Origin of the sequence: Colwellia sp. MT41 (assembly GCF_001444365.1) — a bacterium.
GTDB lineage: Bacteria > Pseudomonadota > Gammaproteobacteria > Enterobacterales > Alteromonadaceae > Colwellia > Colwellia marinimaniae.
Window position 1 is genome coordinate 3569889 of the sequence record NZ_CP013145.1, and the last position, 14595, is coordinate 3584483.

Consider the following 14595-nt stretch of genomic DNA (forward strand, 5'->3'; position numbering starts at 1 on the left):
AACAATCTTAGCGATAAAATTAAAATTGCCTGGCAATACATTATGCCTAAACACGCTATTTCACGTTTAGTAGGTAAGTTTGCGGCGGCAAAAATGGGTTGGTTAACTACTAAGCTTATTAGTCTATTTATTAAGGCTTACGGTATCAATATGAATGAGGCGAAATTAAAAAACGCCAGTGATTTTGACACCTTTAATAACTTTTTCACCCGTGAATTAGCCGACGGGGCTCGCCCTATTGATGATGATAACAATTCCATATGCTACCCCGTAGATGGGGCCATTAGTCAACAAGGTGATATTGTTGACGGTCAGCTTATCCAAGCAAAAGGTTTCAATTACAGTTTAACCTCTTTACTTGGTGGTGATGCCGCAACAGCAGCACCTTTTCAAGGCGGTAAATTTTCGTGTATTTATCTTGCGCCAAAAGATTACCATCGCATTCATATGCCCATGGCCGGTACTTTGCGGGAAATGATTTATGTGCCAGGGGAACTATTTTCTGTCAATCCACTAACGGCTCAAAATGTGCCCGATCTTTTTGCCCGCAATGAACGTGTTGTCGCTATTTTTGATACCGAATATGGCGAACTGGCTATGGTATTAGTTGGCGCAACAATTGTTGCTAGCATTGAAACAACCTGGGCAGGTGTTATTACCCCACCCGCAGGCAAAGACATCTTCAGATGGCAATACCCTAAAGAGGGCAGCAAGGCTATTACTTTTGAAAAAGGTGATGAAATGGGCCGCTTTAAGCTAGGTTCAACGGTCGTTAGCACCTTCGCCCCGAATATGTTGAGTGAATTTGCCGCCAATGCGGGCCCAGGTACGGTCACTCGTCTTGGCGAGGTTTATGCCTCACTAGATAAATCAGCAAAATAGACCTTTTACTCAGTACGAATATCAATCAACAAAACGGTTGCTCATTTAGTGTACTCGATATAAGCTTAGATGAAATACGATTAAATTCGTAACTTGGCTAAGTATTATAAAAATACTTAGCCTAATAAAAACGATCAAAAAGGAAGTGTACATGGCGCATGATAATTCTCCGGTGAAACCCACAGAGGCAGAGTTAACCTTACTCAATGTTCTTTGGAAAATGGGGCCCGCTACGGTACGACAGGTGCATGATGTTGTTAGTGCAACGCAAAAAACAGGCTACACCACCGTATTGAAAATACTGCAAATTATGCATGAAAAAACATTAGTCATTCGTGATGAAAGTAATCGCGCACACGTTTATGCCGCGGCTAATAGCCAAACACACACACAAACATCACTTATTAGAGACCTAATAAGTAAAGCTTTTGGTGGCTCTACCTCGAAACTAGTAATGCGCGCTATTGATGACTCAACCAGTACGCAAGAAATCAATGATATTCGTCAGCTGTTAAACTCATTAGAAAAACAGTAAGACTCTACTTTAATTATGCTTGAACAATTATTTAATAGCCCTTTTTTATATAGCTTATCGTTAACCTTAGTGCACTTTTTGTGGCAAGGTTTATTGGTGGCATTTATACTAAAGTCCGCATTATTTATTATTGATAAAAGTAAGCCAATATTACGCTATGCCTTAGCAATATTAGCCATGTTAACAAATGCCTGCCTCGCTATACTTACCTTTGTCATGGTCTATCCTGACACCAATTCAGGCATTAACAGTAACCTCAGCCCTATTGCGTTAACGAGTTTAGTCCATGAGTTAACCCAGAAGAATGCATTGTTAAATTACCATGAATTACTACCCTCAATATTAGCTTACTCCTTGCCTTATCTGTCATTACTTTGGCTGGCGATAATTACTGCACTTGCCTGTAAGCTCTTAATTGAGGTTCGAAATGTAAATAATTTACCTATGTATGGCAGCGTTTCCCCCTCTGCTGCTTTACTAGCGCGCTTTGATGAATTAGCTCAGCAAATAAAGTTAACAAAAACCCCTAAGCTACTTATCTCATTAAAAGCCGAAGTACCCATGGCAATAGGTTGGTTAAAACCCGTAGTATTACTACCCGCTAGTATGGTCACTGGCTTAAGTTCGGCTCAACTTGAAATGCTAATTTTGCATGAACTAGCTCATATTCGTCGCCATGATTATTTAGTTAATTTTCTGCAGACACTTATCGAGTTATTGTTTTTTTTCCACCCTAGTGTGCATTGGATAGGCAAACAAATACGCAATGAACGTGAATATTGTAGTGACGATATTGCGGTGCAACATTGCGGTGATGCCATTGCCTATGCGCACACCTTAACTGATACCGCCTCGTTATGTGCTAAAGCGAATTTTCATACCATTCCAACGATGGCAATGGCCGCAACAGGTGGTGATTTAAAAGCACGAGTACTTCGTATTGTTGATCACCATTGTGCACCGAGCAATAATGCTAGCAAATGGCTCGCTGCTATTAGTCTCCTACTGGCATTAACCTTACTGAGCATAAATCAATTACTCACCATGCCATACGCCCAGCAGCTAAATAATCATTTCCCTTGGCAAAAAAACAATGCCTTTAGTCCGTATGTTTTTCAAAAAAATGTTAGCGCAGTTGAGCTCAATAAAACCCTATTCAAGCAAGAAAACACTAAAATAACCAAGGACTCAATTGCGCAGCAACTGTTAAATAGTCAGGTGAATACGACTAATAGTTCACCGGTTGATCCTGCTGATAGTCAAAGTGACGTTAGTCTAGTAAGACCTAATGATATAGCATTAACGACTGCAATGATTGAACCCTCGTTTCAGCAACAAGAGCAAGTTATTGCTGAGCCTGCAATAAAAATGACCGCGGTTTCTGCGCCTGTGCCTAGCCAAGTAGCTAACAGAGATAAAGTACAAATAACTAAAGTCACTTTAACGGATAAGCAAAAAAAACCACTAGAAAAATCGTTTAATAGTCGGATAAATACCGCTCAACATAAAGTAACTAATCCGGCAGAGGATGGCTTAAACGCTAAATTAACGGCTGAAAAGGCCATACTCAGTGTTAGTGTGGTAGAACAGAGTCTAATAAAGACTAGCGCCACCATGGTTGCTCCAACGCAATCAAGCTCAATAACAAAAGTGACTAAATCAACAGCAGCTATCAACTTAGCGGCGGTATCAGCTACGCTTGATTATCCTGAGCAAGGTAATAGGCATTTCCCCGTACAATTCAATAATAAATTTCACAGTAACAACAGCCCTTATGCTCAGTTTTCATATCGCCAAGAGCTCAACGAATTAGCCGTACAGGATGAGCTATATACCGCATCACATGCTCTGGCTTCAACAACTGCTCTAATAAAGAAGACCAGTAAAGAAACCATAGCAACACCTAGGTCACATGTAGCAAAGCTATTGAATTCAATCAGCCCTATTTATCCAACCTTGGCTAAACGCCGTGGCATAGAGATGGAAGTAAAAGTAAATTTCACTATTGATCTTAATGGTAAAGTAAAAGATATTCACTTTAGCCAGCAGAGTAAACTAATCTATTTCAAATCGGCTATCCGCTCAGCACTGCGAAAGTGGCGTTTTAGTCCAGCAACCAAAAACAACCGAAATGTTAACAGTAAAATGAGTAAAATATTCTCTTTTAGCTTGCATGCATAACATGACTTTATGTTGAATACTTAATGCTCAAGGTAAGGCGTAACCCAGCCCTCTAAAAATAATCGACGCTCACATAGACTTACCTCAATAGCCACTTATTTCACCTTACTTATTAGGGTTCCACTTGAGCCAAATATCCCAGTTTAACCAAGAAAAAAACATTAAGGGTATGCTGCCAGATAAAATAACCTCTTTCTGGCAACAAGGCTTATTTCATTCATTTTCTGGTGTGAATAAAGTAAATATTCATTATGCGCAATTTATTCAGCAACAAGAGCAACTGCCAACTATCGTTATAGTATCAGGGCGTGGTGAAAGTTATTTAAAATACCAAGAACTAACGTTTGATTTATACCAGCAAGGCTATAATATTTTTATCCTCGATCACCGCGGTCAAGGTTTATCTGGACGTTTACTGGCCAATTTACATAAAGGTTATGTGGCTAAATTTCAACACTACGTTGATGATTTACACTACTTCATTGAAAATATCGTGACACACCACTGTCCCGCTAAACCTTACCTGTTAGCTCACTCAATGGGTGCTGCCATTGCCACCCGCTTTATGCAAGACTCACCCAAGGCCATTGCAGCTGCAGTAATTTCATCACCTATGTTAGGCTTCTATTCAGGTTTATTACCGACATCTATTGCATACACACTTATAGCCGCCAAGCTAACACTCAATAACTTAATCAGTAAAACACCTTGGTATTTTTTTGGACAAAAAAACTATTCTGCCGTTACTTTTAGCGAGAATAAGTTGACTCACTCAACAAAGCGTTATCAAATTTTTATCGACTTATACAAAAAAAACAACGTCATTCAACTTGGTGGGGTTACTACACATTGGTTAGCGCAGAGCATTGCCGCGCAAAAAAATATTTTCGCTAACATGGCTCAACTTAAAACACCGATATTGTTACTGCAAGCAGGGCGTGATAGCGTTGTTTGCCAACAAGCACAAAATGACTTTTGTCAGCAGTTACATAAGTTACAACCACAGTCTTGCCCTAAGGGAGTACCAAGTAGGATTGATGGTGCATTGCACGAATTATTCTTTGAAATAGATGACTATAGAAACAGTGCCTTAAGCCAGACTATAAATTGGTTTAAGCAACATAAAACTGCTGCAGCAATTAGCTAACAGAGCCTTTTGACTGCTCACTTTGCACTACCGAGCTAGGATCGTGATGAATAAAGACTTCGCAAGGGGCGAACAGGCGACAAATTTCATCTTCAATTTCATCGCCTATGCTATGCGCTTCAAATAATGATAAATCATCACTTAATTCTAAATGAAACTGCACAAAGCGCTTCACGCCCGACTGCCTTGTTCGTAACTCATGAATACCCATGGCTTGGCCGTTACTTAAAACAATAGCTCTTATTTGCGCCAGTTCCTCATCACATAACTCACTATCCATTAACTGGGAAACACTTTGTACCATAATTTGACCCGCGCCAAAAACAAGATAAAGAGCGACCAATATGGTGAACACACCATCAGCGTGTAGCCATATACCTTGACTCAAGATGATTGCGGCTAGAACCCCTAAATTTAGCAATAAATCCGATTGATAATGTAAGGCATCACCACTGATAATAATGGAGCCAGTACGCTTTATCACGTAACGCTGAAAAGTGACTAAACAAAGTGTTAAGGCAATAGCGATAATAGTCACCCAAATAGCCACTTCACTTTGCACTATAACTTGTGGGTTAAGAACCCGGTAGACGCCACTAAAAATAAGGATAATGGCAGAGCCAAGCACAAAAGATGCTTGTACTAACCCCGCTAAACTTTCCGCTTTACCATGACCAAAGCTGTGCTCTTTATCTGCTGGTGCAAGGGCAAAACGCAGAATAACAATACTCATTAGCGAAGCGAATAAATCTAAAATCGAATCAGTGGTAGAAGCGAGCATGGCGCTAGAATCAGTAACCAGCCAAGCATAGAGTTTAATCACCACTAAGATCAGTGCTATTGAAGTAGAAGATATAGCGGCCCGCCGTACCCATAATGCATATTCTTCCGTTGATATTGAACTTATCGCCATAGCCAATCCTTAAAGAAAATTAAGAGCTAAAAGTCATTTGTGCTTATAGCCGCTACCAATCAAGCGGTAAGTTTCACCGTGTATTTTAACGGGTAACAAGTATATAATAACAAAAATTTTATCCGATGATGATTGTTATGCTAGATGTTGTACTTTTTCAACCACAAATTCCGCCCAATACCGGTAATATTATTCGTTTATGTGCAAACTCAGGCTTTCGTTTGCATTTAATTGAACCCTTAGGTTTTGATTTAGAGGATAAAAAATTACGTCGTGCCGGTTTAGACTATCATGAATTTGCCGCAATACAACGCCATGCAAATTTCAAAGCTTTTATGGACAAAGAGCAGCCCAAGCGAGTATTAGCCATAACAACTAAGACCAACAATTTTTATGGCGATGTTAAGTTTCAAACAGGGGATTATTTATTGTTTGGCTCAGAGACGGCGGGATTACCCGAAGAAGTTCGTGTACAAATCCCAGATAAAAATAAAATTAGAATTCCGATGTTAAAAGAAAGTCGCAGTATGAATTTATCAAACGCCGCAGCGGTAATTGTTTACGATGCTTGGCGTCAATTAGGTTTTCCAAACGCGGTATAATAAGCCGGGTATAAAGTAAGGGTAAATCGGCTTTCAAGCCGATTTACCCTGCTATTTCTAGGTGATGAAGTTATTCAAATTTCTTATCACGAGAAAGTAAATCAGCCGCAGCTAACTTGGTATCTTTGCCACAATAAAGTACTTGATATACTTGTTCAACAATAGGCATTTCCACGCCATGTCGTTTGGCTAGCATATACACTTCTCTTGTATTACGGTAGCCTTCAACTACTTGACCAATATCAGTAATAGCTTGCTCAACTTCACTGCCCTTACCTAACGCTAAACCAAATCGGCGATTACGAGATTGATTATCTGTACAGGTAAGAACCAAATCACCTAAGCCTGCCATGCCCATAAAGGTGGCCGGCTCAGCATTTAACGCTAAACCTAAGCGGGTCATTTCAGCTAAACCTCGGGTAATTAATGCCGTACGGGCATTGGCACCAAAACCAATACCATCAGATATGCCGGCGGCAATAGCGATAACGTTTTTAACGGCACCACCAAGTTGTACACCAATAAAATCTTTATTCGAATAAACCCGAAATAATTTTTCACAATGCAGTAAGTCTGATAACTCAGCAACAAAATCATCATCTTCAGATGACAAGGAAATAGCAGTAGGAAAACCTGAAGCCATTTCTCTAGCAAACGTAGGACCGGATAGCACCGCTAAAGAGACTTTACTGCCAAGTATCTTAATGGCGACATTCTGCAATAAATCCCCAGTTTCAGGATCTAAACCTTTAGTAGCCCAAGCAATTTTTGCATTGCTGGTTAACATTGGCTTAATTTGCTTAAGCATATCGGCAAAAGCATGGCTTGGTACCACAACCAATATATTATCACTCGCTTGCACTGCCTTTGTTAAATCAGCTTCTAGTACTAAAGCATCAGGAAAAGCACAGTCCTCAAGATATTTAATATTTTGTCTATCTTGCGCCATGGTAGCGACTTGATTAGCATCACGCCCCCATAACAGGGTTTTATGACCATTTCTGGCTAAACAAATTGCTAGGGCTGTGCCATAAGATCCGGCACCGAGTACAGTAATTTTTGCAGCTAAAGACATATTCAACCCTATTTATAAGCTAATGTTATTTGCACTTAAGTACTAATGACTAGTGTGTTTCGCTGCTTTGAGGCATGTTCTCTTTTGCTGCACGTTGCTGTACATAAGAAGCATATAAACCTTCAAAGTTAACGGGTGTTAAATTAAATTGTGGGAAAGAACCGCGGTTTACTAAGCTTGCTACCGTCTCACGTGCATATGGGAACAATGTTGTTGGGCAAAAAGCGCCAATAGTATGGGCTAATTGAGCTTCAGGTAAGTTACCAATAGTAAAGATACCAGCTTGTTGTACTTCCGCTAAAAAGGCTGTTTGACCTTCAACGGTGGCGGTTACTGTTACAGATAACACCACTTCATAAGTATCATCAGCTAACTTAGTCGAGCGGGTATCAAGGTCTAACTTGATCTCTGGTTTCCAATCTAACTGAAATATGGCCGGAGAATTTGGTGTTTCAAAAGAGACATCTTTAGTATAAATACGTTGAATGGAGAATTCTGGAGATGGTTGTGTTGCTTCACTGTTCGCTACTTGGTTTTCTTCAGCCATGAGTGGCTCCTTTATTGTAATTGTTGTCAGTAAACTTAACTGATTGAGTCTTATTATTATGCGTTTAGAACCAATCGGACTAATTTATTGCTCATTGAGCGAGCATTAATTAATCCGTTTGGCATAATAACGCATCTAGCTGATTATTCATTTCTAAGGCGACTAATTGATCACAGCCGCCAACATGTTCATCATTAATAAATATTTGTGGTACGGTATAACCGCCATTGCTACGTTCAATCATGGCGGTACGCATAGTCATATCACCATCGATCTTAATTTCATTGTAAGCTACCGATTTACCTTTGAGTAAGGCCAATGCATGAGTACAATAAGGGCAGTATGCTTTGGTATAAATATCAACTTTTGCCATTTTAATTTCTCTGTCATTAATTAATGATATGGATTAGTCATGTGGACAAGCGAACTAATTATTTTGCTACCGGTAAACCGGCACCCGTCCAACTATTCATACCACCTTTTAGTACACTAACACGGCTGAAACCAGCCTTAAATAAATCGTTAGCTATTTGCATAGCACTCATACCGGCCGCACATACTACAATGATGGGTTTGTCTTTATATTTTTCAAGACTAGTCAGACCATTCTTGCTGATTTTTTCACTAGGCAAGTTGATGGCATCAAGGATATGTCCCGCTTTAAACTCTTTGTCCTTGCGGATATCAAGGGCAACGCCTGCCTCTCTATTCATTAAAAAAGTTAAATCTTGTGTACTAATTTGTTTAATTGGCGACATTTTCATTTTAATTGTCATGAAGATAATCATTACCACTAAGGCAACCCAAACCGCGCTCAGCATGCCATTATCGACTGCAAAAGTAATTAATTGTTCCATAAATAAAGACCATTTTTTATCAAATTTCGAATCGGCATATTATACGCAAATCACTTAGAATTGCGAGCATATACCGCGAGGTAAAACTTAGTAACCCATGTTGGAACATTTCTATGTTAAATCCTTAGTGAATAACACCATACTAGGGTGTACAATACTTGCCGATAAAATACGGTAAACATTAACTATAACGGGGAAAATAATGGCGCATAAAAAATCAATGGTACTAATGATTCTAGATGGTTGGGGATACAGAGAAGAGACTAGTTCAAACGCTATACACCATGCAAAAACCCCCGTATTAGATGACTTAAAAGCCAATTACCCTAATATGCTTATCGATACTTCAGGCATGGCTGTGGGCCTACCCGATGGACAAATGGGCAACTCGGAAGTTGGCCATGTAAATCTAGGTGCTGGCCGTGTAGTGTATCAAGACTTTACTCGTATCACTAAAGCCATCAACGATGGTGACTTTAAGGATAACCCGACGTTATGCCAAGCGGTTGATAAGGCCGTATCTGGGGATAACGCCGTACATATTTTTGGTTTACTCTCTCCTGGTGGTGTCCATAGCCATGAAGATCATATCTTCGCCATGATGGAACTTGCCAAAAACCGTGGCGCAAAAAAAGTCTATTTACATGCCTTTCTTGATGGCAGAGATACTCCGCCTCGTAGTGCACAAGCATCCTTAGCAAAAGCCCAACAAAAATTTACTGAATTATTTACCGACACAGGAAGCGAAGGACAAATAGCCTCTGTTATTGGTCGTTACTATGCCATGGATAGAGATCAACGCTGGGATCGTGTTGAAGCAGCTTATAACTTGATGGTTAGTGGTAGCGGATTACACCAATATAATAACGCCTTAGATGCCCTAACTGCGGCTTATGCACGCAATGAAAATGATGAGTTTGTTGGCGCCAGCGCGATAACTAAGCCATCGGGGGAAACTATCAAAGTAAATGATGGTGATACGTTGATTTTTATGAATTTTAGAGCCGACCGCGCCCGTCAATTTAGCCGATGTTTTACCGAAAGGAACTTCGAGGGTTTTCAACGGAAATGCACGCCAGCCATCGGTAGTTTTGTGATGTTAACCCAGTATTCAGTCGACATTGACGCACCATCAGCTTTTGCGCCAGCGACGTTAACTAACGTCATGGGTGAATGGTTAGCCAAACATGATAAAACACAACTACGTATTTCTGAAACGGAAAAGTTTGCCCACGTCACTTTCTTCTTTAGCGGTGGTAAAGAGGATAATTTTGCCGGAGAAGAGCGCATATTAATACCCTCACCCGATGTGGCGACTTACGATTTACAACCAGAAATGAATTCAACAATACTCACTGATAAGCTAGTCGGCGCTATTGAAAGTGGTCAATATGACTTTATCGTCGTCAACTACCCTAATGGTGACATGGTTGGCCATACGGGTAACTTTGCTGCGACAGTAAAGGCTTGTGAAGCCGTAGATACTTGTGTTGGTCGTGTAGTTAAAGCATTACAAGAACATGGTGGCGAATGTTTTATTACCGCCGATCACGGTAATGCTGAGCAAATGGAAGATCCCATATCAGGCCAAGCACATACTGCCCATACCTGTGAGCCGGTACCACTAATCTATGTTGGCCGTAAGGCTACTCCCGCAGCGTCGGGTACTTTAAGTGATATATCACCAAGTATATTGCACTTAATGGGCATGGCACAGCCGGAAGAAATGACCGGTTCAATATTAATGCCACTAACGAAGTGATATTCAAGCAGCCATGATAGCTTAAAAAAATGTGATTGCCGACACCAGAGCAATGGCTAGTCAAGATGCATCTTGAGCTAACATGGCTATAAGTGATATATTGGTTTTTAACTTTTTGTCACTATCGATTGCGAGCTTGTTTATCGACACTTATTTATCCAGTAAACACTTTCAGCAGCTAGGCACAGCAAGCTTATTCATAGTAAGTTTGCTGTTTGCTTTTCCCGCGCACGCTGAGCAAAATAAGCGTAATGAAAGCACACAACAACAAAACCGTGCCAAACTTAGTGATGTTCAGCAAGCCATTGCTACACAAGAATCAAATATTTTTGATACCAATAAACAACGCAGTAACCTAGAGCGACAACTAAAAACTGATGACTTAGCCATAGCTAAAGTAGCCAAAGCCATCAATGATATTGAGGTTAAACTCAGTAACACACAAGTAAAAATAGCCACACTAGCCAGAGAAAAACAACAGTTAACCATAGCAAAGAAAAAGCAAGAGCGCTTATTGGCACAACAGCTTAGAGCCGCATATACCACAGGCCAGCACGATTACCTTAAATTACTACTTAACCAAAATCAAAGTGATAAAATTCAACGTACCATCAGTTATTATCAATATTTAAATCAGGCAAGAACCAAAGAAATAGATAAATTTCAAGCAACCATAACGAAACTACTGCAAGTAAACACTGAGCATCAAGAGCAAGTTACGTATTTACAGCAGCTTAAAGCTGAGCAATTACAGCAAGGCACGCAATTACGAACCAGTAAAAAGCAACGCAGTAAAACCTTATCAAAATTAAGCCGCAAGTTACTTTCCAGCCAGCAGCAATTGAATAAACTTAAAGCCGAAGAAAACAACTTAAACCAAGCATTACATAAACTAGCCGCCATTATTCAGGCAGAAATTGATTTAACCGGTTTAAGCAAATTAAAACAAAAGCTGTCCTGGCCGGTTAAGGGACGTATGCTGCATCGCTTTGGCAGTCGTAAACAGGGTTACTTAAAGTGGAAGGGGGTATTAATCAGTGCGCCAATCAGCCGCCAAGTACAAACGATTCATAATGGCACAGTGTTATTTTCTGACTGGCTTAAAGGTTATGGTTTATTAACCGTTATCGATCATGGCAATGGCTATATGAGCCTTTACGCTCATAATCAAACCTTACTCAAAGCCGTTGGCGATCGTGTCGAAACAGGCGAGCCTATAGCGTTAGTTGGCCAAAGTGGCGGCCAAGACCAATCAGGGCTTTATTTTGAAATTCGCCACCGAGGCAAAGCCCTTAATCCAAAGCTATGGTGCAAATAAAGTGTGATATTTATTTATCCCTTTAGCTAAAATATTATATTTTTTAGCTAAATTACTACTAGGCTTTTTACTAATTAAATAATTATAAGGACCCCTTATCCGGTGCAAAATACTCTGTTGAAAAAAATGTCCTTTATAGCTAATTTTCCCCTACTCGTTATGATGCTAATAAGTTATCAGAGCCAAGCTCAAACGAATCGAGTTGCCATCATCATTGATGATATGGGCTATCGTTACACAGATAAACACGCATTAACCTTACCCGGCGCAATTACTTATGCCTTTTTACCCCATACCACCTACGGAAAAAAACTGGCCATACAAGCGAATAATGCCAATCATGATGTGCTAATCCATATTCCAATGGAGTCTAAGAATAGTGAGAAATTAGGCCCTGGCGCGTTAACTAGCGCTATGGATGAAGATGCATTTAAAAGAAGTTTGACTAAATCCTTCGCTGAAATCCCTTTTGCAATTGGCATTAATAATCATATGGGCAGCTACCTCACGCAACTTTATCAACCAATGGCGTGGACCATGGCTTTTTTAAAACAGCATGAATTACTTTTTTTAGACAGTAAAACCAGCCCTCATTCACAGGCGAAACAAGCAGCGATAGACTACGGCGTACCGGTAAAATCAAGGCAGATTTTTTTAGATAATGAATTAACTGATGAATATATTAGTCAACAATTTAAGCAACTAATAGCGATTGCCCAAAAGCATCAAATCGCTATTGCTATCGCTCACCCACACCCTGAAACTGTGGCGATATTAACTAAGCTGATCCCAACGTTAGCCTTACATGGTATAAAGTTAGTACCGCTATCACATTTATATCAAAGTGAAAGTAGCAATAAAGTCACCGCGGTTAGTGAGTAACATCTGCAACAAGCGTTTGACTAAATTGAAATGTTATTCTCTCGCAGTACTTGATGTAAATACTTTACCGGTATTGCGTAAGTGATACCGCTAGGATTACTAATAACCGCTTCTTTAGTGCTCTGCACAAACACTTTATTGATTATGCCAACCACTGCCCCTGTTTTCATATCATACATAGCACTACCACTATTTCCCGGATAAGCAGTAGCATCAAGCTGATAAACTAAGTAGGGGTTGCGCATACGTTTAAGCATTTTCAAATTGATTTGTTGCGCGGATACCGCTGGTACAACGATTGGCGTAAGACTAGCTACGATACCTCGGTGAGTAACCGGGTATAAACCCAACACACCGCCAATAGGAAAACCGGTAAAAGCAATAAAACTACCATCGGCGATGAAATCACTATTAGCCAAGGTCATCGCAGGTAAAGCCGGTCCCGATATTTTTAAAATAGCTAAATCATATAAGCTGGAAGTCGCCACGATTTCAGCTTCTCTGACTTTAGCATTTTTACCTGAACCAATAAAAACCGCCATTTTTTGTAATAGACTGTCGTTTAATAAGGTTGGTAATACATGATTATTGGTGACTATGTAACGGCCATTACCAATGACAAAGCCAGTGCCCCGTAAAATATTTTGCGGGCGGCTAGTAGGTGTATGCACACCAATACCAACAACTGACGGCTTGATTTTTGCGACAACATCAACAAAGTCGGCATGAGCGTATGGCATAAGTATGCACAGACAAAAACTAACAAGCTGCATGGTTGGTCTCATAATTTTTCCTATATAATTTATGTGATATTAGTTACCGAAATAAAGTCTACCTTAAAGCCTCCCTGATATAAAATGCATTACTTTACCCTTGCTAAACAATATTTTTCGCAAAATCGCTAACTTTGTTCATAATTAAGGCTAAAGTTTACTGTTAAAAATGTCAGTAGCCTTGATATCCTTTGCGGTTAAGGGGGTTAAATGAAAAAATCTATAGTGCCAATTTTTGCTGGTGGCGGTACCCGACTACCAGCCCACTTAGGCGTATTAAAAGCATTGCAATTACTCGATATTGACTTTGAAGATCTTGTCGGTGTCTCTGGCGGCAGCATCATTGCCAGTTTCTATGCCGCCGGTTTAGCCTTAAATGACATAAAAAGAATTGCCTTACAAACAAATTATAACCAATTTCGAGAGTTCTCCTTAATCAAACTTATTCGCCATGGTGGCTTAAGCTCTGGCGATGCTTTTGAACGCTGGGTGGATAATCATTTACAAGGAAAAACGTTCGCTCAATTAGAGAAAACCCTTCATATAGTTGCTACCGATGTCACTAACGGCAAACCCGTCATCTTTGATGCTGAATTAACCCCTGATATGAAGGTATCACAAGCGGTAAGATTTTCCATGTCTATCCCACTGGTTTTTAGCTTTAAAACCTACGGAAAATGTATTATGGTTGACGGCAGTATTTTATCTGAAGATGCCTTACATAGAGACTGGGATCATAAAGGTACACCGGTACTTTGTTTTCGTTTACGCGGTGAACATGAATATGATCAACTAAGTGTTAATGGCTTATTTCCTATCTTTAACTATGTCACGCTACTTATTCGTACTTTTATGACCACTATTTCCCGTGAGTATATTAACGAGAGTTTTTGGCACAACACCATAGTGATAAACATAGGTGAATACTCAGCGGTTGATTTTAAAATGACGACCAAACAAAAGCATCAGCTATATAAAATTGGTTTTAAAACCGCAATGGAAGTTATTCCATTAAAAATGAATATGGAAACTCATGATATAATTCATTAAATTCTAAGAATTCCCTTTAACTGCTACTTGCCTCTGTTATGCTTTTACGGTCATAATAGTGTGACTCAGAT

15 protein-coding genes are annotated in these 14595 nt (G+C 39.8%); 9 read left to right on the forward strand and 6 right to left on the reverse strand.

Going from position 1 to position 14595, the window contains the following annotated elements; translation table 11 throughout:
- Nucleotides 1-42: 42 nt before the first annotated feature.
- The 4 genes from asd (at nt 43) to CMT41_RS15160 (ending at nt 4745) form a co-directional block, all read left to right on the forward strand.
- The gene (gene asd, locus CMT41_RS15145) at nt 43-882 is read left to right on the forward strand and encodes an archaetidylserine decarboxylase (RefSeq protein WP_057182689.1); all 840 of its coding nucleotides are present in this window, start codon (nt 43-45) and stop codon (nt 880-882) included.
- Nucleotides 883-1033: 151 nt separating this feature from the next.
- Nucleotides 1034-1417: a BlaI/MecI/CopY family transcriptional regulator gene (locus tag CMT41_RS15150; RefSeq protein WP_057182385.1), complete on the forward strand. Its 384-nt coding sequence runs from the start codon at nt 1034-1036 to the stop codon at nt 1415-1417.
- Nucleotides 1418-1432: 15 nt separating this feature from the next.
- A complete protein-coding gene (locus CMT41_RS15155; protein ID WP_058027738.1) occupies nt 1433-3598 on the forward strand; it encodes a M56 family metallopeptidase in 2166 nt (721 codons plus the stop codon).
- A 124-nt stretch (nt 3599-3722) separates the two neighbouring features.
- Nucleotides 3723-4745, forward strand: coding sequence for an alpha/beta fold hydrolase (locus CMT41_RS15160; protein WP_057182389.1), 1023 nt, complete (start codon nt 3723-3725; stop codon nt 4743-4745).
- On the opposite strand, the gene CMT41_RS15165 is transcribed toward CMT41_RS15160, so the two are convergent.
- Nucleotides 4738-5658: a cation diffusion facilitator family transporter gene (locus CMT41_RS15165; RefSeq protein ID WP_083494307.1), complete on the reverse strand. Its 921-nt coding sequence runs from the start codon at nt 5656-5658 to the stop codon at nt 4738-4740. The genes CMT41_RS15160 and CMT41_RS15165 overlap by 8 nt on opposite strands.
- A gap of 137 nt (nt 5659-5795) precedes the next feature.
- Between CMT41_RS15165 and trmL the strand changes: the two genes are divergently transcribed.
- Nucleotides 5796-6260, forward strand: a complete 465-nt coding sequence (trmL, locus tag CMT41_RS15170; protein ID WP_058028252.1) for a tRNA (uridine(34)/cytosine(34)/5-carboxymethylaminomethyluridine(34)-2'-O)-methyltransferase TrmL — start codon at nt 5796-5798, stop codon at nt 6258-6260.
- 70 nt (nt 6261-6330) lie between these two features.
- Here trmL and gpsA read toward each other — a convergent pair whose 3' ends face one another.
- From gpsA to CMT41_RS15190, 4 genes are all read right to left on the reverse strand, one after another.
- Complete coding sequence (gene gpsA / locus CMT41_RS15175; RefSeq protein ID WP_198149754.1) at nt 6331-7335, reverse strand: NAD(P)H-dependent glycerol-3-phosphate dehydrogenase; 1005 nt, start codon at nt 7333-7335, stop codon at nt 6331-6333.
- A 49-nt stretch (nt 7336-7384) separates the two neighbouring features.
- Nucleotides 7385-7882, reverse strand: coding sequence for a protein-export chaperone SecB (secB, locus tag CMT41_RS15180; RefSeq protein WP_057182393.1), 498 nt, complete (start codon nt 7880-7882; stop codon nt 7385-7387).
- 109 nt (nt 7883-7991) lie between these two features.
- A complete protein-coding gene (gene grxC / locus CMT41_RS15185) occupies nt 7992-8255 on the reverse strand; it encodes a glutaredoxin 3 (RefSeq protein WP_057182395.1) in 264 nt (87 codons plus the stop codon).
- A 58-nt stretch (nt 8256-8313) separates the two neighbouring features.
- On the reverse strand, nt 8314-8739 hold the full coding sequence (locus tag CMT41_RS15190) for a rhodanese-like domain-containing protein (protein WP_057182397.1): 426 nt from the start codon (nt 8737-8739) through the stop codon (nt 8314-8316).
- Between the two features lie 199 nt (nt 8740-8938).
- On the opposite strand from CMT41_RS15190, the gene gpmI reads away from it, so the two are divergent.
- From gpmI to CMT41_RS15205, 3 genes are all read left to right on the forward strand, one after another.
- A complete protein-coding gene (gene gpmI, locus CMT41_RS15195; protein ID WP_058027740.1) occupies nt 8939-10501 on the forward strand; it encodes a 2,3-bisphosphoglycerate-independent phosphoglycerate mutase in 1563 nt (520 codons plus the stop codon).
- A gap of 82 nt (nt 10502-10583) precedes the next feature.
- Nucleotides 10584-11819 carry a murein hydrolase activator EnvC family protein gene (locus CMT41_RS15200; protein ID WP_058027741.1) on the forward strand — a complete coding sequence of 412 codons (1236 nt, stop codon included), beginning with the start codon at nt 10584-10586 and terminating at the stop codon, nt 11817-11819.
- Nucleotides 11820-11921: 102 nt separating this feature from the next.
- A complete protein-coding gene (locus CMT41_RS15205) occupies nt 11922-12701 on the forward strand; it encodes a divergent polysaccharide deacetylase family protein (protein ID WP_058027742.1) in 780 nt (259 codons plus the stop codon).
- 20 nt (nt 12702-12721) lie between these two features.
- Here CMT41_RS15205 and CMT41_RS15210 read toward each other — a convergent pair whose 3' ends face one another.
- A complete protein-coding gene (locus CMT41_RS15210; RefSeq protein ID WP_057182404.1) occupies nt 12722-13486 on the reverse strand; it encodes a S1 family peptidase in 765 nt (254 codons plus the stop codon).
- A 198-nt stretch (nt 13487-13684) separates the two neighbouring features.
- On the opposite strand from CMT41_RS15210, the gene CMT41_RS15215 reads away from it, so the two are divergent.
- The gene (locus tag CMT41_RS15215) at nt 13685-14524 is read left to right on the forward strand and encodes a patatin-like phospholipase family protein (RefSeq protein ID WP_057182406.1); all 840 of its coding nucleotides are present in this window, start codon (nt 13685-13687) and stop codon (nt 14522-14524) included.
- Nucleotides 14525-14595: the final 71 nt, after the last annotated feature.